Annotated in this window: 14 protein-coding genes; 10 read left to right on the top strand and 4 right to left on the bottom strand. The window is 49.6% G+C overall.

Annotated elements, in window-relative coordinates:
* The first annotated feature begins 38 nt into the window (after positions 1–38).
* The 9 genes from QM717_RS09365 to QM717_RS09325 all read left to right on the top strand — a co-directional run bounded on the left by QM717_RS09365 (position 39) and on the right by QM717_RS09325 (position 20,548).
* The gene (locus QM717_RS09365; protein WP_415037133.1) at positions 39–542 is read left to right on the top strand and encodes a hypothetical protein; all 504 of its coding nucleotides are present in this window, start codon (positions 39–41) and stop codon (positions 540–542) included.
* Positions 493–4,719: a T9SS type A sorting domain-containing protein gene (locus QM717_RS09360; protein WP_415037131.1), complete on the top strand. Its 4,227-nt coding sequence runs from the start codon at positions 493–495 to the stop codon at positions 4,717–4,719. Before QM717_RS09365 ends, QM717_RS09360 begins: the two co-directional genes overlap by 50 nt.
* A gap of 70 nt (positions 4,720–4,789) precedes the next feature.
* Positions 4,790–7,108 (top strand): beta strand repeat-containing protein, encoded by a 2,319-nt coding sequence (locus QM717_RS09355; RefSeq protein WP_415037129.1) that lies wholly within the window; start codon positions 4,790–4,792, stop codon positions 7,106–7,108.
* A 167-nt stretch (positions 7,109–7,275) separates the two neighbouring features.
* The gene (locus QM717_RS09350) at positions 7,276–10,140 is read left to right on the top strand and encodes a triple tyrosine motif-containing protein (protein ID WP_415037127.1); all 2,865 of its coding nucleotides are present in this window, start codon (positions 7,276–7,278) and stop codon (positions 10,138–10,140) included.
* Between the two features lie 334 nt (positions 10,141–10,474).
* Complete coding sequence (locus QM717_RS09345; protein WP_415037125.1) at positions 10,475–13,612, top strand: glycosidase; 3,138 nt, start codon at positions 10,475–10,477, stop codon at positions 13,610–13,612.
* Positions 13,613–13,624: 12 nt separating this feature from the next.
* Positions 13,625–15,499, top strand: coding sequence for an Ig-like domain-containing protein (locus QM717_RS09340; RefSeq protein WP_415037123.1), 1,875 nt, complete (start codon positions 13,625–13,627; stop codon positions 15,497–15,499).
* A gap of 94 nt (positions 15,500–15,593) precedes the next feature.
* Entirely contained in the window at positions 15,594–16,430 is an 837-nt protein-coding gene (locus QM717_RS09335) for a family 16 glycosylhydrolase (RefSeq protein ID WP_415037121.1), read from the top strand.
* Positions 16,431–16,510: 80 nt separating this feature from the next.
* Positions 16,511–18,787 (top strand): beta-glucosidase BglX, encoded by a 2,277-nt coding sequence (bglX, locus tag QM717_RS09330; protein ID WP_415037119.1) that lies wholly within the window; start codon positions 16,511–16,513, stop codon positions 18,785–18,787.
* Positions 18,788–18,859: 72 nt separating this feature from the next.
* Positions 18,860–20,548, top strand: coding sequence for a family 16 glycosylhydrolase (locus QM717_RS09325; RefSeq protein WP_415037117.1), 1,689 nt, complete (start codon positions 18,860–18,862; stop codon positions 20,546–20,548).
* 22 nt (positions 20,549–20,570) lie between these two features.
* Here the strand turns inward: QM717_RS09325 and QM717_RS09320 are convergent, their stop codons facing one another.
* The 4 genes from QM717_RS09320 to QM717_RS09305 form a co-directional block, all read right to left on the bottom strand.
* Complete coding sequence (locus QM717_RS09320) at positions 20,571–21,230, bottom strand: response regulator (RefSeq protein ID WP_415037115.1); 660 nt, start codon at positions 21,228–21,230, stop codon at positions 20,571–20,573.
* A 3-nt stretch (positions 21,231–21,233) separates the two neighbouring features.
* Positions 21,234–21,983, bottom strand: a complete 750-nt coding sequence (locus QM717_RS09315; RefSeq protein WP_415037113.1) for a sensor histidine kinase — start codon at positions 21,981–21,983, stop codon at positions 21,234–21,236.
* The gene (locus QM717_RS09310) at positions 21,962–22,513 is read right to left on the bottom strand and encodes a hypothetical protein (protein WP_415037111.1); all 552 of its coding nucleotides are present in this window, start codon (positions 22,511–22,513) and stop codon (positions 21,962–21,964) included. Before QM717_RS09310 ends, QM717_RS09315 begins: the two co-directional genes overlap by 22 nt.
* A gap of 91 nt (positions 22,514–22,604) precedes the next feature.
* Positions 22,605–22,916, bottom strand: coding sequence for a hypothetical protein (locus QM717_RS09305; protein WP_415037109.1), 312 nt, complete (start codon positions 22,914–22,916; stop codon positions 22,605–22,607).
* 547 nt (positions 22,917–23,463) lie between these two features.
* On the opposite strand from QM717_RS09305, the gene QM717_RS09300 reads away from it, so the two are divergent.
* Positions 23,464–25,635 carry a T9SS type A sorting domain-containing protein gene (locus QM717_RS09300; protein ID WP_415037107.1) on the top strand — a complete coding sequence of 724 codons (2,172 nt, stop codon included), beginning with the start codon at positions 23,464–23,466 and terminating at the stop codon, positions 25,633–25,635.
* Positions 25,636–25,639: the final 4 nt, after the last annotated feature.

The raw sequence follows: 25,639 nt of genomic DNA, 5'->3' as shown, positions 1-25,639 counted from the left end.
CCGTGATTAACTAAAACCACAATGAAAACCAAACAATTATGGAAACATTAAAAAAATTATTTTTGCTCTTTTTCCTGATGAGTATCTCATCGGGATATGCGATCCAGTATTGCGATCATCCGATGACTTCCTCAAACGGGCGTTCGATTACGATCAGTTTTGAACAGCCCAGCACCAACAATTACAAGATCACCGTCAAGTCTGCTGTCAACATGACCGGCATACACGATGGTTGGTTCATGACCATCAATGGCAGCAACAATGTCCAGGTGAAGAACTATGCGGTTTTGAGCGGCGACAGTAAGACGATCACGATCAACTTTACGTCTACTTCAACGCCTGTTCTGTACACGCAGATCCACGTTTTGTTTCCCCCAACGACAGGGGCCGACCTGGCATTGTATCCCGTTCCTTTCAAGCATTACTTGGGGAACTTGTGTGGTGAGCGGCGACCCACCTCCAACTTTCGGCTCATTTACCATTCCTACCAAAGTGCTTGGGGATGCGACTTTTACCATTCCTACGGTAACAACCAACAGTAATGGTGCGATCACTTACACCAGCGGTACCACATCGGTGGCTACCATCGTCAATGGCAACCAAATCCAAATCAATGGAGTTGGTACGTCCATCATCACTTTGAATCAGGCAGCCGATCCCAGCACCTCACACTCTGCCGGAAGCACCACTGCTACACTTACTGTAAACGCTGCTCCACCAAGCACGGCTGCTCCGACTCCACCTGCCAGAAATGCTTGGGATGTGATGTCATTGTACAGCGACGCCTACACGCCAATTTCAGGTGTGTCACACCAACACGGAACCCAGGTTACCATTGCCGGAAACCCGACACGCTACATCGCCAATATGTTGTTGTCGCGAATCGCTTTTCCTACGACCAATTTCTCTCAAATGACCACTTTGCACGTCGATGTGTATTGCGGTACGATCGGCACCATTTGGTTGCAATTTCAAGGCAGCAGCGTGACCAGAACGGTTGCGGCAACAGGCTGGGTAAGCCTTGACGTTCCATTGTCTCAATTCACTGGCTCCTCTATGGCCAGCATCAACTTTTTTGATTTGAACAACCCTACAGGAGCAAACGCCCCTGAAGATAATGTATGGGTAGACAACATCTATTTCTACCGAGCAGCAACCACGCAAGGACCTACATTGGGCGCGTTCACCGTTCCTGCAAAAGTAGTGGGCGATGCCGATTTTACCATCACTCCGCCAACCTCCAACAGCAACGGCGCTTGGTCTTATGCCAGCAGCAATACTGGAGTGGCGACTATCGTTAACGGCAACATGATCCATATCGTAAGCGGCGGAACATCAACCATCACTGCCACTCAAGCGGCAGACGGTCCTTACGGACAAGGGGTGGCTACGGCTACGTTCACCGTGACATTCCCGCCATTGACTACACCAGCGCCAACACCACCGGCCAGGGTAAGCACCGATGTGATTTCGATTTACAGCAACGCGTATACGCCTGCTCCGGGAACCAGAAATTACAACCCGAATTGGGGACAAGCAACAACTGTTACCAATGAAGTCATCTCAGGAGACAATTTGCTGAAATACACCAATTTGAATTACCAAGGAACCGACTTCGGCAGCAACATCGACGCATCTGGAATGTCATTCATCCACATCGATGTGTACAGCCAGAATGAAACTTCGCTCAATTTCTTCCTCATTTCTACCGTAACTGGGGAAAGATCGGTGGCATTGACGCCTATTACACAAAATGGTTGGAACAGTTACGACATCCCATTGACGAGCTACACCTCTCAAGGAGGATTCAGCGCTTCAAGCCTCTACCAATTCAAAATGGTCGGTTCGGGCGGCAAAACCATCTATGTAGACAATATGTATTTCTGGAAACCCGCAGCGGAATTGATCAACCCAACCATTACATTGGGCGACATCAACGCCATGGTAGGCGATGCCGATTTCACCATCAATGCTACTTCTGACAGCCCAGGCGCAATCACATATGGTTCTAACAACAGTGCTGTGGCTACCATCAGCGGAAATACCGTACACATCGTAGGCGCAGGAACAGCAACCATCACCGCCAACCAAGCCGCATCTGGATTGTACAACCCCGGATCAACGACGGCTACCTTGACGGTCACTTATCCGCCATTGACGACTGCCGCACCAACACCTCCGGCCAGAAATGCCTGGGATGTGATTTCTTTGTACAGCAATGCCTACACGCCGCACTCGGAGTTGACTTGGCAAAACCAATCCTCGCTTTCTGATGTACAGTTGGAAGGCAACGATACCAAAAAGATGGAAAATTTCAGCATCGAGATTTTCACGTTTACCCCTGCCAACCTGACCCAGATGCAAACCTTGCACATGGATGTTTATTCGAACGATTGCTCGGCCATGAACATCTGGTTGCTCAACAACGGCGACAGAAACGCGATGATTACGTTGTTGCCTGGCCAATGGAACAGCATCAACATCCCAATGACGACGTATACCAACCAATCATTGAACCCGAACGGTGTGTTCTTCCTCAAATTCGAAAGTTTGAACGGCGCTGGAAAAACCGTTTATGTAGACAACATCTATTTCTTCAGACCGGCCACAGAATTGCCGCCGACGTTGTCCAACTTCAGCATCCCTACCAAAGCTTACAATGATGCTGATTTCGCAATCACGCCGCCTACTTCAGATAGCCCAGGGGCATTCTCTTACACAAGCAGCAACCCATCGGTGGCGACCATCGTCAATGGCAATATGATCCATATTGTTGGCGGCGGAACTTCTACCATCACCGCCAATCAGGCAGCCGACGGTGGCTACGGCGCAGGAAGCATCGCAGCCCAATTCACTGTAACATTCGCGCCTCCTGCCGCTTCACCGGTTCCACCGGCCAGAACGCCAGACAGGGTAATCTCTTTGTTCACAGGAACACCAGCGGTTTACACCAACGCAATCACTCCGGTAAGTGCCGCTTGGTCTGCCGCGACAATGACTGAAATTCCGAATGGAACCAACACCGCTTTGCAGTTGGACAACTTCGGATACTTGGGCTTGACCGATGTGGCCGAGGCACGTGTCAACGTTTCGGGCATGAGCCATTTGCACATCGATTTCTATTTGAATGAGCCTTTGAACGCCAACCCAGCCTTGTCAAGAGTCAATGTATTCTTGTTGGCCAATGGCGATTACCTGTTCCCGGTTTCTAATTTGGCGACAGGATGGAACTCGATCAGCATCCCGATGAGCAATTTCTCGGCCGCCGATTTGACGCAAGCCTGGGGATTGAAACTCGAAAGCATCAACGCTGCGACGCAAATCTACATCGACAACGTGTATTTCAGCAACGAATGCTACACGTACTATGAAGATGCCGACCACGACGGTTACGGAAATCCTGCCGTAACGCAAAACATCTGCGACGGTTCTACGCCTACCGGATGGGTAATGGACAATACCGATTGCAACGATTCAGTGGCATCGATCCACCCGAATGCAGTTGAAATCCCTTACAACGGCGTAGACGACGATTGCGACGGCGCCATCGACGAAACCGGAACCGTAACGACTACTTTGTTGCCTTCTTCTTGCGGAACGACTTTGACTTCTATCGGATCATTGATCGGTATCCAGACCGTAGGCGGACATCAGATCACCGGGTACAGAATCCGTGTGACCAATGGTGCACAAATACAGGTCATCGAGAAAAATGTACCGCATTTCACCATGCCGCAATTCCCATCGTATGCGTATGCGACGACTTACACCGTGGAGATCCAATTGCAACGCGCCGGTCTTTGGCAGGCAAGCTGGGGCGCACCGTGCTTCGTATCGACTCCGGCCATCTTGGAAGAAGGCGGAGCCGCTTCGGTTTCTCCATCACAATGCGGACTCACGATTCCTAAGATCAACACGTTGATCGCCACTACCAGCATCGCCGGTGTTACCGGATACCGTTTCCGCATCACCAATTTGACCGATACTTCCGGCCCGAACCAGGTACAGACCATCGACCGTGTTCAAAACTGGTTCAGCCTGCAAATGCTGACCCGTTACAACTACGGAACGACTTACCGTATCGAGGTGGCCGTTAAGACCACAGGAACTTACGGTGGTTTTGGTGCTCCATGCGAAATCATGTCGCCGCCCGTACCGTCACTGATCAACTGTGGCGGCGTGGCTACTTCTGGAACACAAACCATTGCCGTGGCCAGCGTTTCTGGTGCTACACAATACCGTTTCCAGATCACGAGACAGTCTGACAATGCATCGTCTACCATGGACAGAAGCACAAATTACTTCATCTTCAACTCGTTGCCTACCACCACTTTCACCGCTGGCGCTTTGTACAACGTAAGAGTGGCTGTAATGACTTCGGGTACTTGGTCTCCATTCGGGGATGCTTGTGAAATCACTGCTCCTGGAGGGGTCAGCAGAGGGGTCGCTTCGGATGAAGCTACGACTGCCGAGGCATTCAAATCGAAAGCCTACCCTAACCCGTTCACGACCGATTTCAGCATCGATATCGCAACGCCAAGCCAAGAGAAAGTACAGGTGAGCATCTATGACATGCTCGGCAGATTGATGGAAACTACACAAATGGATGCCGCCGACTTGAGCATGATGAAAGTGGGCGCACAATATCCATCGGGTGTTTATAATGTAATTGTTACACAAGGCTCTTTCGTAAAAACACAAAGAGTCGTTAAAAGATAAATTGGGTTATTAATTAACACACCGCCCAATCAAGGGCGGTGTGCTTAATTTCTTAAAAAAAACGAATACTATGAAAAACTCAAGAAATAAATTAGCAACACTGTTTTTTCTATTTTCAATGGCCGCAATGGCCCAAGTAGGTGTTGGAACCATCACTCCTGCAGCGACGCTTGACGTTACGGCTGCAAACTTGGTAGGAACGACGGTGGATGGGCTTTTAATTCCAAGAGTTTCGAGGTTGCGGGCGCAAACCATGACGGGCACGCCCACTTCAACCATGATTTATGTAAACGACATTACCAACGGAACAGCCGCCGGAACAACGGTCAATGTAACGGCCGTGGGCTTCTATTTCTTCAACGGTACCGTTTGGGAAAGACTGGGCTCGGGTGCGACCAACGCTTGGAATGTCACCGGGAATTCCGGATTATCGGGAACGACCAATTTCTTGGGAACGACCGACAATGTTGACCTGGCTTTCAGGAGAAACAATGCCGCCGCGGGTAAAATCGGCGCGACCAGCACCGGATTTGGTGTCAATGCACTGTCCGCCGGAGTGGCCACCAACAATGCCGCTTTTGGTACAAACGCTTTGGCCCTGAGCACAGGTACTGATAACGTAGCCTTTGGAAATGGTACGCTATCAGCAGTTGTGGGAGGAATCCAAAACACAGGTGTGGGTAATGCCGCTTTGGCCATCAATACCGGAAGTGCCAATACCGCAGTCGGTAATCAGGCGTTGACCTCGAATGGGGCGACCAACAACAACACTGCCGTGGGCTTTCAAGCATTGCGTTTGAATGCCGCCAACAACAATACCGCAGTTGGTTTTCAGGCGTTGACCGCCAATACATCGGCTACCCAAAATACGGCGCTTGGTTTCCAGGCCGCCGCCGCCTTGCAGAATGGTGCCCGCAATACCGCTATCGGCAGCCAGGCGTTGCAGATGAACATCGGCGGGAACGACAATACGGCCATCGGTAATTATGCGCTCGGACGCAACACCGGTTCGAGCAACACGGTCATCGGCCACGAAGCAGAGTTTGGTTCGGGTCTGGCTTTTAACAACACTACCGCCATCGGGTGGCATGCCTTGTTCCAGAATTCAGGGAGCGGCAACACTGCTTTGGGGTACAATGCACTTCAAGGAAACCTTACCGCTATCGGAAATACCGCCATCGGTTCGGGTGCCCTGAACAATGAAACAGGCGCCAACAACACCGCCCTGGGTACCTCCGCCGGATTCGAAAACCAAACAGGGACCAACAACACCTATATCGGATTTGAAGCCGGAAGGTACAATACGTTTGCGACCAACAACAATACATTTCTCGGTTACCAGGCCGGACTCTTTTCAACGGGTTCGTTCAACGTAGCACTCGGTTCGAATACTTTAAAAGCCAATTCCGCTACGGCCAATAACGTCGCCATCGGATACAATGCGCTGACCAGCAATACCGGAACCGGAAACGTCGCGATTGGATACAGTGCGGCTTCTGCCGAAACCGGCTCGAACAAACTCTACATCGAAAACACTTCGGCCAATGCCGACGGCGCCTTGATTTACGGTGAATTCGACAACAACATCGTACGTGTAAACGGAACGATTCAAGTGGGCAACCCTACTGTGGCCGGATATGCTTTCCCTACTGTAAGGGGAACCAACGGACAGGTTTTGCAAACCAACGGCGCCGGTGCCACTTCATGGGTTACCCCGGCTACCGTGACCGAAACCGATCCGCAGGTTTCTTCGACCACGGTCAATTATGTGCCGAGATGGAATGGGACTACGCTTGTTGACGGTGTGATCCGGGACGACAACGCCAACGTGGGTATCGGAACGGTTCCATTGGCGGGCATCCGACTCGATGTGAACGGAAAAACCAGAACCACGAATTTCCAAATGACCAACGGGGCCGCCAACGGTTACATCCTGCAAAGCGATGGTGCCGGCAATGGCGCTTGGGTACAAAACCCACTCAATACGTTGTCGATGGCCAGGGTCAGTTTGGCTGGGCCGCAAACCCTGACGACAGGAGGTTGGCAAAAATTGAATTTCAGCACTGAGGCTTTCGACACCGGTGGTGAATTTGCCGCGGGTCGTTTTACGGCCACCAAGGCTGGTTTTTACCGCGTAAACGCTGCCATGCACACCAACATCCAGAACAACAACAACGGCTATTCGATTGGCATTTATGTCAACAATGCTTTGTACCAGCAAACCGCCGCCGACCATTTCGGGATCGGTACGGTGGAGCGTTCGGTTACTTGCCTGGTGCAATTGGCCGTGGGCGATTACATCGAGGTATTCGCAGAAAACTTTGTCAGTGGCGTAGACGTGGACGGCTATAGCGGAAAGACCATCTTTGAAATTGAACAGATTCGATAATACCAAACAATTCTCAACCAACATTTTTTTTGCTTCTGCATGGAGCTGGATACCGGCTCCATCGGAGGCCCCTTCGGGGGCTTTTTTCCAAAAAAAGAGACCTACTGACAAGGCAATTAGTATAATAAGTCAACCTCTTTAATTATATTGCGCCAAAAACTTTTGGCATGCTCCACACCTACTCGCATTATTTCAACAACTGCAACAGAAACTCATTTGTAAAAATGAAAATCAAATTCGCGTTTATTTGGTTATTGCTCCTCCCTGTTTTGCTGTCCGGGCAGGAATTGGCCCCCATCGTAAAATATGCTCCTGCCAACTACAATGCCGGGAACCAAAACTGGATGATTTCGCAGGATTCGCAACGGTTCCTCTATTTTGCCAACAACGAAGGTTTGCTCGAGTTCAACGGTTCGGCCTGGACACTTTATCCTTCGCCCAATGAAACGATCATCCGATCGGTAAAAGTAGTCGGCGACCGCGTGTACACAGGATGTTACATGGAGTTCGGCTATTGGACGCGCGATGTCAACAACCACCTCAAATACCATTCACTGAGCAGCAAAATCAAAAGCAAGGTGCTGGACGACGAGCAAATCTGGAATATTTTCTCCTACGAACAATGGATGATCTTCCAATCGCTGAACCAGATCCACATCTACGATACCAAGACGGGACAGTTTTCGGTCATTGCGCCAAAAAATGGCGTGCTCAAATCGTTCCAGGCCAACAATTCGATTTATTACCAGGTGGCCAACGAAGGTTTGTATGAGATTGAAAACGGCAAACCCAAGCTGGTCTCGAACCACCCGATTGCGGTTCAGCACAAGATCGTCTCGATCTTTTCGGCCGATGACGGTTTGCTGCTCCAGACCCAGCACAACGGTTTCTTTACCTTGATCAACGGAAACTTCGCGCCTTTCTTTTCGGATGTCGACGAGCAGATCATCAACAGCAGCGTGTACAGTTGCCAGCAATTGTCCGACAAGGGATTTGCCATCGGTACGGTATCCAACGGGGTGTTTATCCTTTCGGCCAATGGGAAATTGCGCTACCACATCACCCAGGACAAAGGGCTCAGCAACAATACCGTTTTGTCGGTCTTTGAAGATGTCGACCAAAACCTGTGGATTGGGCTCGACAACGGCATCAACTGCATCAACCTGCAATCGCCGATCAGGAGCTTTTCGGACAATACAGGGTCTTTGGGAACAGTCTACGCTTCATTGCTCAACAACGGAAAATTGTACATCGGAACCAATCAGGGATTGTTCTACAAAACCTACAACTCCAACGAATCCTTTAAATTCATCGCGGGCACCAAGGGACAGGTCTGGTCGCTGTTTGAATACCAGGGCACCGTATTTTGTGGACACGACTCGGGGACTTTTATCGTTTCGGGTATCAACGCCATCCCTATCTTTGGGGCATCGGGAACCTGGGGATTTGTCAAAATTCCGGGCAAAAATGACCTGTTGCTCCAAGGCAATTATTATGGCATTTCGGTGTTGCAGAAAGTGGGCAACCTGTGGAAGTTCAGGAACAAGATTTCAAAGTTCGATTATTCGTCCAAGCATTTTGAGGTTTCCAGTGCGCGGGATGTCTACATCAGCCACGAATACAAAGGCGTATTCCGCTTCCATCTCGATGAAAATTTCACGAGCTGTTCCGGGCTCACCATGCTCAAGACGCCCAAGAAAGGAAAAAATGCCAGTCTGATCAAGTTCGACAAGAACATCTATTACGCCAGCAAGGAAGGGATTTACGTATTGGATCCCGCCCAAAAAACCTTCCGCAAGGACCAAACCCTGAGCGCCGTTTTCGAAAAGGACGAATACACCTCGGGGAAATTGATTGCCGACAGCTCCAACAAGTTGTGGTTGTTCTCGAAGAATTACATCCATTATTTTACCGTGAGCAAAATCGGCAACCAACTCAAGAAGAACACGATTCCGATCCCGATGTCGCTGACCGGCTCGATGTTGGGCTACGAAAACGTGACGCGGCTCTCGAACTCGATTTTCCTGATCGGCACCACCGATGGCTATTACACGATCAACCTCAATGACCTGCGGTTCAAGAGCAACAGCGTTTCGATTACGAATGTTTCGATCAACAAATTGGACGAAAAGCTCATCAGCCGACCGGTCAAGAGCAATGGCGAATTTGCCTACGATGAAAACAGCATCATCTTGAATTATACCGTTCCGGAATACAACAAATACATCTACACCGAGTACCAATACATCCTCGAAGGCTTGCAGAAAGAATGGAGCGACTGGTCGGCCAAGACATCGGCCAATTTCAAGAACCTGCCGCCCGGGGATTATGTGTTCAAGGTAAGGGCCAAGATTGCCAATTCGAATCCCAAGAACATGGCTTCCTACAGTTTTACGATTCTCAAACCTTGGTATGCGACCACCCTGGCTTTGATCATTTACCTGATTTTGGGTGTGTTGTTGGCGCTTTACATCCACAAAGCCTACAAGGAATTTTACCGCAAGAAGGAACAAAAGCTCATCGAGGAAAACAACCTGTTGCTCGAAATCAAGGAACTCGAAAACGAACAGCGCCTCATGAAACTCAAGAACGAGCAACTCTCGAGCGACGTGGACAGCAAAAACCGCGAACTCGCCGTATCGACGATGAGCTTGATGAAGAAAAACGAATTGCTCGCACTGATCAAGGACGACTTGAAACGGACCAGTACCGAACACGACGACAAGAGCATCAAATCGGTCATCAATACGATCAACGAAAGCATTTCGGAGGACAATTCTTGGACGATTTTCAAAGAAGCGTTCAACAGCGCCGATAATGATTTCTTGAAAAACATCAAACAATTCCATCCTTCGTTGACGCCAAACGATTTAAGGCTTTGTGCCTATTTGAGGCTCAACTTATCCTCGAAGGAAATCGCCCCATTGCTCAATATTTCGGTGCGTAGCGTTGAAGTAAAAAGATATCGTTTGCGTAAAAAAATGGATTTGCCGCACGAAACCAGTGTCGTAGAGTATATTCTATCGATATAGTTGACCCATACGGCTGTAGTTTTAACTATACATTAACTATACAGATCGAAAATTTTGCCCGTAAAACGGTGCTGATTTACCGCTATGGAAGTGGTAGAAACAGTACTGGACAAAGGCTATTGCAAAAATTTGAATCAAAAGTCGTTTTGTATAGTTTCTTTAGACAAACCAATTGATTTGTAGAATTATAAAAAATGTAGTTTTAGCAAATCATTAGTATTTAATTGCAGATTTTATCAAAATCAAAAAAAAACACCCGAGACATTGCCAAATTGTATGCAAGCGATCGGAATGACCCAATCACTAACTCACACCAAACCAAATAAACTTTAAAATGAGAAAACTTTATTTATTACTAACCATTCTTATTTTTTCACCTTCCCTTTTTTCACAAGACGGCAAAGTTGTCGTGGTGAATGGCAGCCAAGGTTCTAAATTGGTCGTCAACGGAAATGATTTTATCGTAAACGGGATGAACTGGGACTACTATCCCATCGGGACCAACTATACATATAGTTTGTGGAACCAATCCGACGATTTCATCAAGCAAGCCCTCGATGAAGAAATGTCGTTGCTCAAGAACATGGGCGTCAACACCATCAGGGTGTATGCAGGCATGCCCAAGAAGTGGATCGAATACATCTATGTGACCCACGGCATTTACACCATGCTCAACCATTCGTTCGGCCGTTACGGTCTGGACATTAACGGCGCATGGAGACCCAACACCGAATATTCGGATCCTGCCGTGCGCGAATTGTTACTCAAGGAAGTCAACCAATTGGCCACCGAATACAAAGACACCAAAGGTTTGCTCCTTTTCTTGTTAGGAAACGAAAACAACTACGGTTTGTTCTGGGACGGTGCCGAAACACAAAACATCCCGATGCCGGAAAGGGTTTCGACCAAACGCGCCGTGGCGATGTACAAATTGTTCAACGAAGCGGCCAAATCGATGAAAAGCATCGACGGTTCGCATCCGATTGCGTTCTGTAACGGAGATTTGATGTACCTCGACATCATCAACCAGGAATGCCAGGATTTTGACATTTTCGCGACCAACGTGTACCGCGGACAAACTTTCGGGGACCTGTTCGAGCGTGTCAAAAGAGAATATGGCAAACCGGTATTGTTCGCCGAATTTGGTGCCGATGCCTTCAACGCCATCACCAACCAGGAAGACCAAACTTCGCAAGCATATTATGTATTGAACCAATGGAAAGAAATCTACCAAAATGCCGCAGGTGTGGGTAAAACCCAAAACGCGCTCGGTGGTTTTACGTTCCAGTTCAGCGACGGCTGGTGGAAATACGGACAAACTTCGGGGCTCGACGTTCACGATTCAAACGCTTCGTGGTCCAATGGTGGTTACATGCGCGATTTCGAGCAAGGCCAGAACAACATGAACGAAGAATGGTTCGGAATCTGTGCCAAAGGCGCCACGAACGCCAAAGGTTTCTATGAATTGTATCCGCGTTCGGCTTATTACGTACTCAAGGAAGCACACAAATTCAACCCCTTCGCGGCAGGCACTTCAGTGTTCACCGTAGACAATTACTTCAACAGCATCCAGATCATGGACGCAACCTTAAGGGCCCGTGGCGACAAAGCGGCCCTGGATGCCCAAAAAGGCAGCAAGATCCGTTTCAGCAAACTCAGGGCTGAATTCACGACCTTCAACACCGGCGGATCATTGATCGACACGCCAGACGAACCCAACCCGAACGTAAACCAATACCCGAACCAATTGGGCTTCGACCACATGCAATCGTTCTATGTGGGCGTAGAGGGCAATCCGGCGCCGAATATGAAGGCCAATGTCGAATTCAACATCTTGGGCAACGTAGCCTTGAACCCGATCGACCAGATTTTCTATGAAAACCGCGGCCGTCCGGTAACGGTGGAAAACAACAACCAGGACATCCGTCTGGATTCGAACAACCGTGTACAGGTGTACAGCGCAAGCTATAGCTGGAACCACAATTTATTCAACCTCAACGGATTCTACAGAACCGGCCACTACCACTGGGGCTACGAAGGCGATTTCTTCGGATTGTACCCAGAGGCGAACTACGGCCCAGCCATCGACACCTACAACGGTATTGCGCCGCTCGGCTTCGAGATGGAAGGCAAGAAATGGTTCAACGGCTTCAAGCTCGCTTTCGGACCACAGCTTTGGTGGGGTGCCAACCCGGCAATTTTGCTCAAGTACTCGAAAAATATCGGGAAATTTGGGGTAACGGGTGTATTCCACGAAGATTTGGAACAAAAAGGCTCGACCGAAAGTTCATTTGCGATTCCGCAGCCTAAAACCAGACGCTTGACCTTGGCCGTGAACCGCAATTTCGGAAAATTCGGAGTCAATGTGGGCGGTATCTGGGCAGGGCAGCCTTTGAACGGCCGCGAATACCAAGTGGTGAGAGGTCCAGAAGACAACCAACAGGTTTACCAATACGAAATTGAAAACAAAGACAACTGGGGTGGAAAAGTAAAATTCACCTATACCGGCGGCAAATTCAACTGGTACGGCCAGGCAGCCGCAATGGGCTTGGTCGCCAACGGTGGCGCCGACTTGACCCAAACCTTTACCGGATGGAGACTCAAGGACAGCGGCAGCGGCAACCAATACAACTTCTTGAGTGGTTTGACCTATACCGTTGGAAAATTGCAGATTGCGCCGAACTTCCTGTGGCAAAAACCGCTTGAAGGCCCGATTGATGCCAACAACGTTCCTGCTCCGGGCAGACCGAGAAACATCCTCGACGATCCATTTGTGGTACGTGCCAACCGCGAACAAGTGGCCGGCGAGCTCTTGCTGACCTACGACCCGACACCGGGCACCTGGATGTACGACTGGGACAGCGACCGTTCGGAAGATTCAAAATTTGCCGTAAGCGCCGGGGTGGTATTCCGCCACTTGCCGACTACACAGGATGCGGCCATCGGTATCTTGCCTGATGGAAGAACCACTTTCGCCTTTGACGGTGCGGCTCCTGCCAAGGATTTGTATGAAGTCAACGCGCGTTTGGTCTCCAAATGGAACAAAAACCTCGGATTCATCATGAACGCCTACACAGGCGACGCCCAAGCCAACGGCAGCGACCCTAGAACAATCCACCGTTATGGCGTGGACTTGCGTATGATCTACAACCAAATCAAATTGAGCACCTTCGTAAAAATCAACGACTGGGGACCATACGATTACCACCGCGATTACAACCTGACTTTCCCGCTCCAATTGATGGCAGATTTGTCGACCGAAATCGGCAAACCGGATTGGTTCGTCCTGCCGGGAACCAGAATCGGTATCCGTGGCACCTGGCGTTCACTCGACCAATATTCGCCAAGATACAACCCAACCCAAATCTTGGGCCCGACTGGAACATGGGAACCAGATCCAACGGCCATCGGCTTCTCTAAAGGAGACGAATGGGAAATCAGAACTTACATTCACATTAACATTGGTAATTAAAAAAATTGAAATATGAAATCAAATTTTAAAACGCATTTGGCTTATCAACTGTCCTTGTGGATTGCTGTATTTGCTGTGATTGGCTGTGAAAACGATGAGGAGGATTTTAAGGAAGCGACCTTTTCCAAAAATCCAGAAGTATTCATCGATACCTTCACGCCCGGATTGATTTATTCGGCCTATGGTGGCGCCGTACCCGATGCTTTCCAGGTCGATTACGAAGTTACCTATAACAACTCTGCGGCTTCGATGCGTTTCGATGTACCGAGTGTCAACGACCCCAAAGGTGCATACGCCGGTGGTTCGTTTTACACCAGCGTAGGGCGCGATTTGACGGGTTATGATGCGCTCACCTTCTGGGCCAAAAGTGACAAGGCCGCTACGATCGATGTGGTCGGTTTCGGGAATGACTTTGGCGCCAACAAATACCAGGCATCGATTTCGGGCATGCCAATCGGCACCGCCTGGAGAAAATACATCATCCCGATTCCTGATGCCGCCAAACTGACGCAGGAAAAAGGCATGTTCTTTATTTCTGAAGGCCCTGAAAACGGAGAAGGTTATACCTTTTATATCGATGAAGTCCGGTTTGAAAGACTCGGTACCATCACACCGCAACAACCGCTCATCTTGAACGGACAGGATGTCGAACAGACTTCCTACGTAGGCGTGACCAACACCATCGACGGATTGGTGACCACGTTTAACATGCCCAACGGCATCAACCAACAGGTCAACGTGACCCCAGCCTATTTTACGTTTGCTTCTTCCAATGCAGGAGTGGCAACGGTCAGTGAAACGGGAATCGTCACCACGGTTGGCCCAGGAACGGCCGAAATTACCGCTACCGTAGGCGGTGTCGAAGCGTTGGGTTCCTTGACCATCAATTCGAATGGAACCTATGAGCATGCGCCTGAGCCTATGGCCGATCCGGCAGATGTCATTTCTGTATTCACCGAAAAGTACCCGAACGTTCCAGTAGACTATTACAATGGTTATTGGGCGCCGTACCAAACCACGCAATCGGCCGACTTTACTGTAGGAACCGATAACGTACTGAATTACACCAACTTCAATTTCGTCGGTATCCAATTTGCCAACCCAACAATCGACGCTTCTGGCATGTCGCATTTGCACGTCAATTTGTTCATTCCGGGCACACTGGCTGCGGGAGCGAATTTCAAGGTCCAATTGGTTGATTTTGGGGCAGACGGTGCCTTTGGCGGCGGAAACGACTCGAATTTTACACTCACCTTTACCGCACCGGTCCTGGTGTCGCAAGATTGGATTACCTTGAACATTCCGTTGGCGAATTTTGCCGGATTGGCAAGCCGTGCCCACCTCGGACAGATCATTTTTGAAGGAGGTAACATCACCAACTTCTACGCAGACAACATCTATTTCCACAACGACGGAAGCGTGATCCCACCGGTACCGACAACCGCAGCACCAACGCCTACTTATCCGGCAGCCGATGTAACCTCGGTTTTCAGCGATGCCTATACCAACATTCCTGGATCTGATTTGAACCCGAACTGGGGACAAGTGACCGTGACTACACAAGTCCCGATTGCCGGGAACAATACGCTCAGATACGGCAACTTGAACTACCAAGGATTGCAACTCGGCGCCAGTACGAATGTATCGGGCAGGAATTTCTTGCACCTCGATTTCTATTCGGCCAACTCGAACGCTTTGAACGTGTACCTGATCAGCCCTGGACCTGTGGAAAGACTGGTTTCGCTTACGGTACCGACCACAGGCGGATGGAACAGCATCGATATTCCGTTGTCGTCATTCGCACCGGTCAACCTCAACGACATAATCCAATTGAAATTTGATGGAAACGGGGACATTTATGTAGACAATATTTTATTCCGAAACTAAAATTCTGCTTCGATTATACAAAACCCCATCGCTGCCTCGGTGACCCTACATCGGGGCGGCTATTCCAAAAGTCTAAAAATTTAAAAAATATCAAATGACCTATTTTTCAAAAAGAACGATTTACAGCAAGCCTTTGGCATTGGGCCTTTTGGCTGCGCTCTCCCTATCCCTGTCGGGTTGCAACGAAGACGACAAACAAGATGTCCCAAAACGCAATTGGCAACTGGTTTGGAGCGACGATTTCAATGGTTCGGCTGGTTCCTTGCCCGATGATTCCAAATGGGGCTACGACCTCGGGAACAACGGCGGCTGGGGTAACCAGGAACTCCAAAGTTACACCAACGATCCGCAGAACGTCTCCCTCGACGGAAAAGGAAATCTTGTCATCACTGCCATCAAGAACGGCAACGCGTTTACCTCTGCCCGCGTCAAGACCCAAAACAAATTCACCAAGGCTTACGGAAGATTCGAAGCCCGTCTCAAAACGCCTTACGGTCCGGGAGTTTGGCCGGCGTTCTGGATGCTGGGTGCCAATGTAAACGAACCGAATGTAGGTTGGCCCAACTGTGGCGAAATCGACATCATGGAAATGCGGGGCCAAGCGCCCAACGTAATCCTCGGAACCATCCATGGACCGGGTTATTCGGCAGGCAACGCGATTTCGGGTTCCTATGCGCTCAAGAACAGCCGTTTCGACCAGGATTACCACGTTTTTGCGGTGGAATGGAGCGAAGGCCAACTCGACTTTTTCTGCGACGGTTTCCTGTACAACCGCATCGAAAAGAAAGATGTACCAGGCCCATGGGTCTACGACCATCCTTTTTACTTGATGCTCAACATCGCCGTGGGCGGTACATTTGCCGGTTTCCCAACCGCGCAGACGCCGTTCCCGCAAAAAATGACCATCGACTACGTAAGGGTATACCAATAATAAGCTGATAATTTAAAAAACTGATAAGTTCCGGAATGCAATGCCCCTGTGTTTGGGTTCGTCATAAATCGAATCGCTAAATGAAAAACTATTATCTATCGATACCGTTCCTTTTACTTTCTTTTTCGGGGATTTCGCAGCAAAAAAGCATTGACCAGCGCGTAAACGAGCTGTTGCAGAAAATGACCATCGAGGAAAAGGTAGGCCAGCTCAACCAATATTCGGGCGACAATACCGTCACCGGACCGCTGACCATCAACCCGAACAAGGAACAGGAAATCAAAGCCGGAAAAATAGGCTCTATGCTCAATATCTTGGGCGCACAGTACACGCGGCAGTACCAGGACTTGGCCATGCAGTCACGACTCAAAATTCCTTTGCTCTTTGGTCTGGATGTCATCCATGGCTACAAAACCACGTTCCCGATCCCTCTGGCCGAAGCGGCTTCGTGGGATTTGGCAGCCATCGAGCTTTCGGCACGTGTCGCGGCACGTGAAGCGGCCTCGAGCGGCATCCATTGGACCTTTGCGCCCATGGTCGACATCTCGCGCGACCCGCGTTGGGGACGTGTCATGGAAGGCGCCGGCGAAGACACTTATCTGGGATCCAAAATCGCCTATGCACGTGTCAAAGGGTTTCAAGGCAGCCAATTGGGCGATGTGACCTCGATCATGGCCTGTGCCAAACACTTTGCGGCTTATGGTGCGGCCATCGGCGGACGCGACTACAATTCGGTCGATATGAGCGAAAGGGCTTTGTGGGAAACCTATCTGCCTCCATTCAAGGCGGCACTCGATGCGGGTGCGGCCACTTTCATGAACTCCTTCAACGACATCAATGGGATTCCGGCCACGGGCAACCAATACATCCAGCGCGACATCCTCAAAGGCAAATGGAATTTCAAGGGCTTTGTCGTTTCCGACTGGAATTCGATCGGCGAAATGATTGCCCACGGTTACAGCAAGGATTCGAAAGAGGCGGCACAGGCGGCCATTACCGCAGGAAGCGACATGGACATGGAGAGCAACGCCTACCGTTTCAACCTCGCGCAACTCGTCAAGGAAGGCAAGGTAGCCGAATCGCTGGTGGATGACGCCGTGAGAAGGGTGCTGCGCAAGAAATTCGAATTGGGATTGTTCGACGATCCTTACCGTTACAGCGATGCCAAACGCCAACAAAAAGAACTCACCAATCCTGAAAACACCAAGGCAGCGCGTGAAATGGCGGCCAAAAGTATTGTTTTGCTCAAAAACGAAAACAAGGTTTTGCCGCTTTCAAAAGAAGCCAAAACCATCGCTTTCATTGGGCCTATGGTCAAGCTCAAACGCGCCAATCACGGTTTTTGGGCGGTAGACCTCAAGGATGTCGACTCCACTTACATCGTTTCGCAATGGGAAGGATTGCAAAGAAAAGTCGGTAAAAACACCAAGTTGCTTTACGCCAAAGGCTGCGGCATCACCGACACCAACAAAGCCGGTTTTAAGGAAGCCATCGATGTGGCCAATCAGGCCGATGTGGTCATCCTGAGCGTGGGCGAAAGACACGACATGAGCGGCGAGGCCAAAAGCCGAAGCACGATCAATCTACCGGGCGTACAGGAAGACCTGATCAAGGAACTGCAAAAGACGGGCAAGCCTATTGTCGTGCTCATCAATGCCGGACGTCCGTTGGTATTCAACTGGACCGCCGACAACATGCCGACGATTGTTTACTCGTGGTGGCTCGGATCGGAAGCGGGCAACGCGATTGCCGATGTGCTTTTTGGCGACTACAACCCATCGGGTAAACTGCCGATGACGTTCCCGCGCAACGAAGGACAAATCCCGATCTATTACAACCATTTGAACACCGGAAGACCGGCCAAGGACGAAAACGATCACATCTATGTTTCGGCCTATACCGACATCAAGAACAGCCCGAAATTTGAGTTCGGTTACGGATTGAGTTACACGACCTTTGCGTATTCCGACCTCAAACTGTCGAAAACCACGGTCCGCAAAAACGAAAACCTAGAGGTGGCCGTCACGGTAACCAACACCGGAAAAATCGCGGGCGAGGAAGTCGTACAATTGTATTTGAAAGACAAAGTGGCTTCGATCGTACGTCCGGTCAAGGAACTCAAAGGATTCCAAAAAATAAAATTAGAAGCCGGTGAAAGCAAAACCGTCCGCTTTACCGTCGACAATGAAAAATTATCTTTCTACCACAACGACCTCGAACTCAGGTCGGAAGCCGGCGAATTCGAACTCATGGTGGGTTCGTCTTCCGAAGACATCCGCCAGAAAAGCAGCTTCGAACTCGTTGAAAACCCGGTAGGAAGCAAGGACGAGAGTAGTTTGGGCTTACCTAAGCCGTAGTTGTATTTTTGAATTAGGAAGTCCCTCTATCGAGGGACTTTTGCTTTACAGTGACCTCATAAAAACAATCCCATGATAAAAATGACCCGTTTTTCCTTATTGCTGCTATTGTTGAGCCTGCCTTGTTTTGCGCAGGTGGATGTGGTGTACAACGACCTGGTCTGGTCGGACGAATTCGACACCAATGGACCGGTCAATGCGGCCAACTGGCACCACCAGACCCAATTGATCAGCGGGGACAGTTGGGCCAATGGCGAACAGCAGCATTACACGAACCTGACGGGAAATTCTTTTGTGGACAACGGTCTGCTCCACATCGTGGCCAAAAGGGAAAACTACACCGACCAGGGCGTGACCAAACAATTCACTTCGGCGCGGCTCAATGCTAAATTTGCGTTCAAGTATGGGCGCGTCGATGTGCGTGCGAAATTGCCGATCAACCAAGGTACTTGGCCAGGCATCTGGATGTTGGGCAAAAATGTCAACGAAGACGGGGCCTATTTCGATGCCCAATACGGTACCGTAAGCTGGCCGGCCTGCGGTGAGATCGACATCATGGAACACGGGATTTTTCCGTCCGAACCCATCAATTATGTACAAAGCACTTTGCATACGCCTTCGTCGCATGGCAATTCGATCAACCACGGCGGTACCATCGCCTCCGATTTGCAGAACAGCTACCATGTCTATTCGATGAATTGGTCGCCCAACCAGATTACCTTTCTTTTGGACGGCGTGGCCTATTACACCTACAACCCGACGGTCAAAAATGCGAGCACCTGGCCTTTCGACGCCGAGCAATACCTGTTGCTCAATGTAGCGATGGGCGGGATTGCAGGCAACATCCCGGGCAATTTCACTCAAGCCTCGATGCAGGTCGATTATGTGCGGGTTTACCAAAATACCGCTCCCGATACGCAGGCACCGACCAATTTCACGGCTGGGCTTGGAACGGTCGGCAGTTCATCGGTACAATTACAACTCAATGCCAACGACAACTCGGGAACAGTGGTTTACACCGTGAACTATGGATCGACGACGCTGACGTTTACCTATCCGGCTGGTACGCCACAAACCGTGACCATTCCGAATCTGGTTCCCAATACCGACTATACTTTTACGGTAACGGCGACCGATCTGGCGGGCAATGCCTTTGCCAATAATCCGATTGTGCTCAACACTACGACAGCCTTCGATTTGAGCTGCTCCGGAACCGACACCGAAGCACAGCAGGGCACGTTCAATACCGGCTACACCTATCAATTTGAAACCATCGGTACCGATGTCAAGATCACCTTCGAGATGCTCGATACCAATCACGTGGGCGTCGTGGGCATCCTGTGGCGACAGAATCCTTTTGCCGAATTCGCGATGGATCACGTTTCGGGGAATAGGTTCACCAAAACCATCACCGGACAAACCCTCGGTTCGACGATCAACTATGCGGTAAAATTTGCCTACGCGGGCGGCTTGGCCGTGACCCAATACTTTTCGTATGTGGTGGGCAACGATTGCATGCTGGGTGTAGAAAAAACCAATGCATTGGCGGGGTTCACGTTTCAAAATCCCGCGCACGGAATGCTGCGTGTGTATTCGGAAAGCCCGATCGATTCGATAGCAATATACAACCTGTTGGGCGCATTGGTCACTTCCAGCACACATTCCAACGAGATTGGACTGCATCATTTGTCCAAAGGAGTGTATTGGATCACCGTGTATTCGGGTACCCAAAAAAGCAGCAAAAAATTGATTGTGGACTAAGCCCCTGCGACAGCAGCAGGAATTACAAATCCTCCATCCGAACCAGGTTGTGCTTGAGCGCATACAAGACCACACCAATGAAGTTTTTGGATTCGGTCTTCTCCATGATTTTTTTTCGGTGGGTCTCGACCGTCCTTACGTTGATGAACAATTTCTCGGCGATTTCCAGGCTGCTGTATTCCTTGCAGGCCATCTGGATCACTTCTATCTCGCGTTTGGTCAGGGCCGCTTCCTGCTTGACCGATTGGTTTTTGTTTTTCTTTTCCCACAGGATCGCCTCGCGGATCACCGCGCCCAATTCCTGCCCGAAATAAAAATCCTTGTCCCGGATGCTAAAGACGGCTTCCTGAAGCTGGTCGGGATTGGAATCTTTTGAAAAATAACCGTGCACCCCGATTTGCATGATCTGGTAAATGGCTTCTTTGGTCGTGAGTTGGGAAACTACGAGGATTTTGACCTCGGGATACAGTTGCCGGACGGTCTTGCAGGTTTCAAAGCCATCCATTTGCGGCATCTGCAGGTCGGTGATCAACAGGTCTATGGGAATGGACTCCATCGATTCGAGAAGTTTCAGCCCGTTTTCGGCCTCGAGCACGACCGATACATTTTCAAAACTATTGAGCAGCCCGGCCAGGCCCTTTCGGAACAGTCGGTGGTCATCTGCAATGGCGATCCTGAGCATCCCTTACATTTTTAGTGTGATGGTAAATTCGTTCCCGTTTGGCACCGGTATTTGTTGCAAGCTGGCGCCTATCGTTTCGAGCCTTGATTTGATGTTTTGCAGTCCGAGACCTTGCGAATTTTTGAGACACTGGGCAAAGTCATAGGGCTTGCCATCATCGGCAATCGTGAGCAACAGCACTCCCGATTCGTCGCGGAGCACAACGCGGCACGTTTTGGCCCCGCTGTATTTGACAATGTTGTTAGCGAATTCCTGGACGACCCGGTACAGCGCATACCACCGCAACGGATCGATGGTCAGTTCAGGTGAAGACGACACCTGGAATGCGATACGTGTTTTTACGGATAACCGCTGGAAATGCTCCTCGAGCGCGGCGGTGAAACCTTGGCTCTCGAGCAATGGCGGCATCAGGTTGTGTGAAATCAAACGGGTATTTTCGAGGGCCTGCACGATGGCTTCGTCCAATTCCTGGAACAAATCGCTGCTGCCGTATTCTTTCTTCAAAATGGAAAGGTAAACCCGCATGGCGCCCAAATCACCGAGCACACTGTCGTGCAAATCGGCCGCGACGCGTTTCCTTTCTTTCATTTCGCTGACGAATGCGGTTTCGAGCATCAGTGCCGCTTCTTTCTTCTTGATCTTAAATAAATGACGCTGATAGGCCAAAACCACAGCGATCAAGCCCAAAGCGAACAACAGCATGATGCAGGTGCCGAGCCAAAAGACAACGTTTATATTTTGCGATCCTTCCAAATCCCTATGATGATTAAAATCCTGAACAGGAAACTAAACCCTACATTCAAAAGCCAAAAATATTGGAAATCACTTCGGCTTTTCAAATAAATCACATGCCCCATCAGGAACAGGAACAAGGTTCCCGTCAAATACAGAAGCATTCCGCCAATGTAATAAAAAAGCGGATTCCCGCCCAAGCTTTTTTCAGTCGGCTGCTGGACGATCTTTAAAAGCCACATGATGCTGTAGACCAGCATACAGACCAATGTAAAAGCCGACAAATATCCGTCGAGCACCAGTTCATTGTGGTCATTGCGGAAAAAGTACAAGGCGGCAAACAAAACCAAATAAGCCGTGGAAAAAATCGTCCACAGGATTTTATGGCCCAACAACTTGAGAAAAAAATAAGAGAGCGTGTAGAATTCAAGCAGCAGGTAAAACGAAAACCAGAAGTTTACATTTCGCTGGAGCAACAGCGTAAAGACCAACTCATAAACCGTCGATAGGGCCAGCAGCAGTATAAACGGAAAAAAATAAAACGTTTCCATACTTTGCCTTTTCCTGTTTGTCGTGAAGACCACCAGCGGAACCATTCCAAGTGCTAGCGTGAAGTGGGTAAAGTATTGAAACATAGCGAATTTAATCCATTAAGCCGCCCGGTGGACAATAAGGCGGACAGGTGTAGAGCCTTTCGATGATGATGCCCTTGTCCATGTCCTGTTGCTGTGCATTGACACCGACGAGTACCTGGTTCATTTTTGACTCTTTATCATTATACCCGTTGTAAATACGGATTCCGATGCATTCCGCTTGGTTGAGGATCAATTCTACATTGACCGATCCTACAAAAAAAGCCGTCACTTCCTGTGGATATTTGGCCTTGAAGGCGTTGATGTACGTCTGGGCTTCTGCTTTACTGATGATGGATCCCGAATTTTGATCTGCTGACATAGTTGATTTATTTGGTTAATAAGCCGAAAGCTACATCAGTTTAAGGCATCAAAAAATACCTGTAAATACGTATTTATCTAGGTATTTATACTGAGAATCCTGACAAATGTACGTATTATGAACACTATTGCTGCTCAGAACGCGAAGTATTTTCTGGCTTTTGTACATTTTGCTTTCCCGACAGTCCCGTTTCATTTGATTGTTATCCAATGGTTTCCAAAATGTTCCCAAGCCACAGCATTGTTCTTGGTATTTACACGTAGGCCGCAACCGCCTGTAAAATCAGTATATCCCGGTACAGTCGAAAAACGACCAACGGCTATATTTGTCTATCACTTCTACACCACTGTTATTCAAGCATTTAATCGCCAGTTAATTTGTAACTAACGGAGTTTGGTTGCCTTCGCCAATTGTCAAAAAGGGTTCTGCAATGGCAAAGTCAACTGGATGGTTTTATTAACCCGAGGAACCCTGCGGCTATCCGATTTTCTATGACTAAGTAACAAGCCATCATGGCGATTTAATTGAACCTTAAAATTTAACCAGTATGAAAAACATTAAAACACACTTTGAGATCAAACTGGCCTTGGCCATTACCCTGCTTTTTGCCACCATTGGCGTGGCACAGCCGGTTATACAAGTACCGGCAACCTGTAATGTAGTCGTGGCGGGTACCGGAGCCGGAGCCGTAACGGGCTTGGGCGGCAGGGTCGGCAACGGCGGAATCGTCACCATGACCGATCCTTTCGATAACAGCGGAGCAAGCGGAAATTTCACGTATGTTCCCAACAGCACTACATTATTAGGATGGACCTTATGGGGTGACATTTCGGTACAGACGGCCAATGTACCACCGGCAGCGGGTGTTTACAGCGCAGGTGCCACTTCTCCGCTTAACATTGAATCTTACAACAGAAGATTGAGGGCTGCGGAAGGACCTACCCCATTATTGCCCACTTCCAACACCAAATGGGGACGCAGCAAAGGCCGTGTTACGGTAACTTACAGTGCCCCGCCGTGCAACAATTCAATCACATTTGAGATTTTCAAGGTTTATACAACGGTTTCGCCAAGTGTAGTTCCGCCCATCATCGGACCTGATTGCGTGGAGCCCAATAAAACCTATACTTATTCGGTTGACCAGATTGCGAGCGACAATGCCGATGATGCAATTGGCTTTGACAAATACTATTGGAGCGGAATTCCTGCCGGGGCATTCGACATCTACAACTCGGCCGATAAAAGTTCGATTACCTTTACTACCGGTGCTACCGTTACGCCGTTTACGCTAACCTGCTGCTACGGACGCGCCAATGTATGGGACGGAGATGCAGGGGGCAGTCACACCACCTGTTCAAACAAAAACATCCGGATTGTCCCTGTGGCACCGACGATAACGCCAACCTTGACACAGGTACCTGCATCCAACTGCGTCGCAACAGGTCTAGCAAGTACTTCCTATTCTTTTCCAGTAGTAGCCGGTGAAACTTATCAGTGGACCTCGACCAATGGTGCATGGATACTGAGCCAATCATTGGTAGGATCGAATTGGGTTTTGAACATCAACTTCAATACCGACAACAACCCGGGTAAACTCACTTTAAAAATCACAAGTGCTTGTAATCCTATTGAATTCAATTACCAAATCAACCGTACGCTTGTGCCAAGTCTGGGCATAGTGGGAACACCTGCTAACGCCTGTCTTACGGCTGCCGCGAATTATTCGTTGCCAACCAGCGCCATCGGAAATTACACCACTTGGACCATCAGCCCGATAGTGGCCAACGGCCCAACGGTAACCAACGGTGTAGCGCCAAACTCATCCACTACCGTAACGCCGGGTACGGCATCGGGCGCTTTCTCGCTTGTCGCCACTTCGCACAGTTCAACGTCTTGTACCTCGAACAACACCAGCATCGCGTTCAATATTCCACCGGCGGCTCCTGTTTTTACAGGGACTTCACCTACTTGCGTGCCTAAGTCGACCGCCGGAATCACTTCGATTTCGGTGACCCCGGTAGCTGCAACGGGCTATGTTTGGGATTTGTCATTGGCTCCGGGATGGTCGATCACGGCCAACCCGAATTCTTCCAACCCGACTTTTACTAGCGGTTCGGCCGGCGCTTCGGTAACCTTGAAGGTGAAGCGTACAGGAACCGGCGGATGCGACAGCGCGCAGGCCAGCTTACTCATCACCTATCTGGTGGTGAATACTTTCCCATCAGCAGGTGGTTTCGACCAATACATTTTAAGCTGCGGAACGGCCTCCTCATGGACCATCAACGGTGCGGCAGCAGTACCTTCAGCTAACGTGATCATTGCCGGCAATGTATTGTTGATCGGCGGTCCTGGCCCGGCTCCTACTTCGGTATGTGCCCTTACGACTTTCAATGGTTCTCCATTGACGATGTGCGCGACCAGTTTCGGTACGCATGGCCTCAGACAGGCCAATCCGAACCAATCGGGCAATACGAAAGACGTGATCAACGGGGTGAAAATATTCCCGAACCCGAACGACGGCAATTTTATGATCCAGGTGGATGCCATCAGGGACAACGCTTCGGCCACGCTCGTCGACCAGAATGGAAAAGAAATCGCCCATTACAGCTTGCATGAAGGGGAAAACAACATCCAACATGCCGGTTTGGCCAAAGGCAGTTATTTCGTAATCCTCAAAGTGGACGGCCAACAGGAAGCCCGACAGATGATGGTAAAATAAGCGC

The organism is Flavobacterium sp. (genome assembly GCF_047602195.1).
Taxonomy (GTDB): Bacteria; Bacteroidota; Bacteroidia; order Flavobacteriales; family Flavobacteriaceae; genus Flavobacterium.
Note: the sequence above shows the minus strand (reverse complement) of the source record. Positions and strands in the feature narration are given on the sequence as shown.

Coding starts and splice junctions, on each gene's coding strand:
- QM717_RS09365 (WP_415037133.1), top strand. CDS start 39: ATGGAAACATTAAAAAAATTATTTTTGCTCTTTTTCCTGATGAGTATC.
- QM717_RS09355 (WP_415037129.1), top strand. CDS start 4,790: ATGAAAAACTCAAGAAATAAATTAGCAACACTGTTTTTTCTATTTTCA.
- QM717_RS09350 (WP_415037127.1), top strand. CDS start 7,276: ATGCTCCACACCTACTCGCATTATTTCAACAACTGCAACAGAAACTCA.
- QM717_RS09345 (WP_415037125.1), top strand. CDS start 10,475: ATGAGAAAACTTTATTTATTACTAACCATTCTTATTTTTTCACCTTCC.
- QM717_RS09340 (WP_415037123.1), top strand. CDS start 13,625: ATGAAATCAAATTTTAAAACGCATTTGGCTTATCAACTGTCCTTGTGG.
- QM717_RS09335 (WP_415037121.1), top strand. CDS start 15,594: ATGACCTATTTTTCAAAAAGAACGATTTACAGCAAGCCTTTGGCATTG.
- bglX (WP_415037119.1), top strand. CDS start 16,511: ATGAAAAACTATTATCTATCGATACCGTTCCTTTTACTTTCTTTTTCG.
- QM717_RS09325 (WP_415037117.1), top strand. CDS start 18,860: ATGATAAAAATGACCCGTTTTTCCTTATTGCTGCTATTGTTGAGCCTG.
- QM717_RS09320 (WP_415037115.1), bottom strand. CDS start 21,230: ATGCTCAGGATCGCCATTGCAGATGACCACCGACTGTTCCGAAAGGGC.
- QM717_RS09310 (WP_415037111.1), bottom strand. CDS start 22,513: ATGGAAACGTTTTATTTTTTTCCGTTTATACTGCTGCTGGCCCTATCG.
- QM717_RS09305 (WP_415037109.1), bottom strand. CDS start 22,916: ATGTCAGCAGATCAAAATTCGGGATCCATCATCAGTAAAGCAGAAGCC.
- QM717_RS09300 (WP_415037107.1), top strand. CDS start 23,464: ATGAAAAACATTAAAACACACTTTGAGATCAAACTGGCCTTGGCCATT.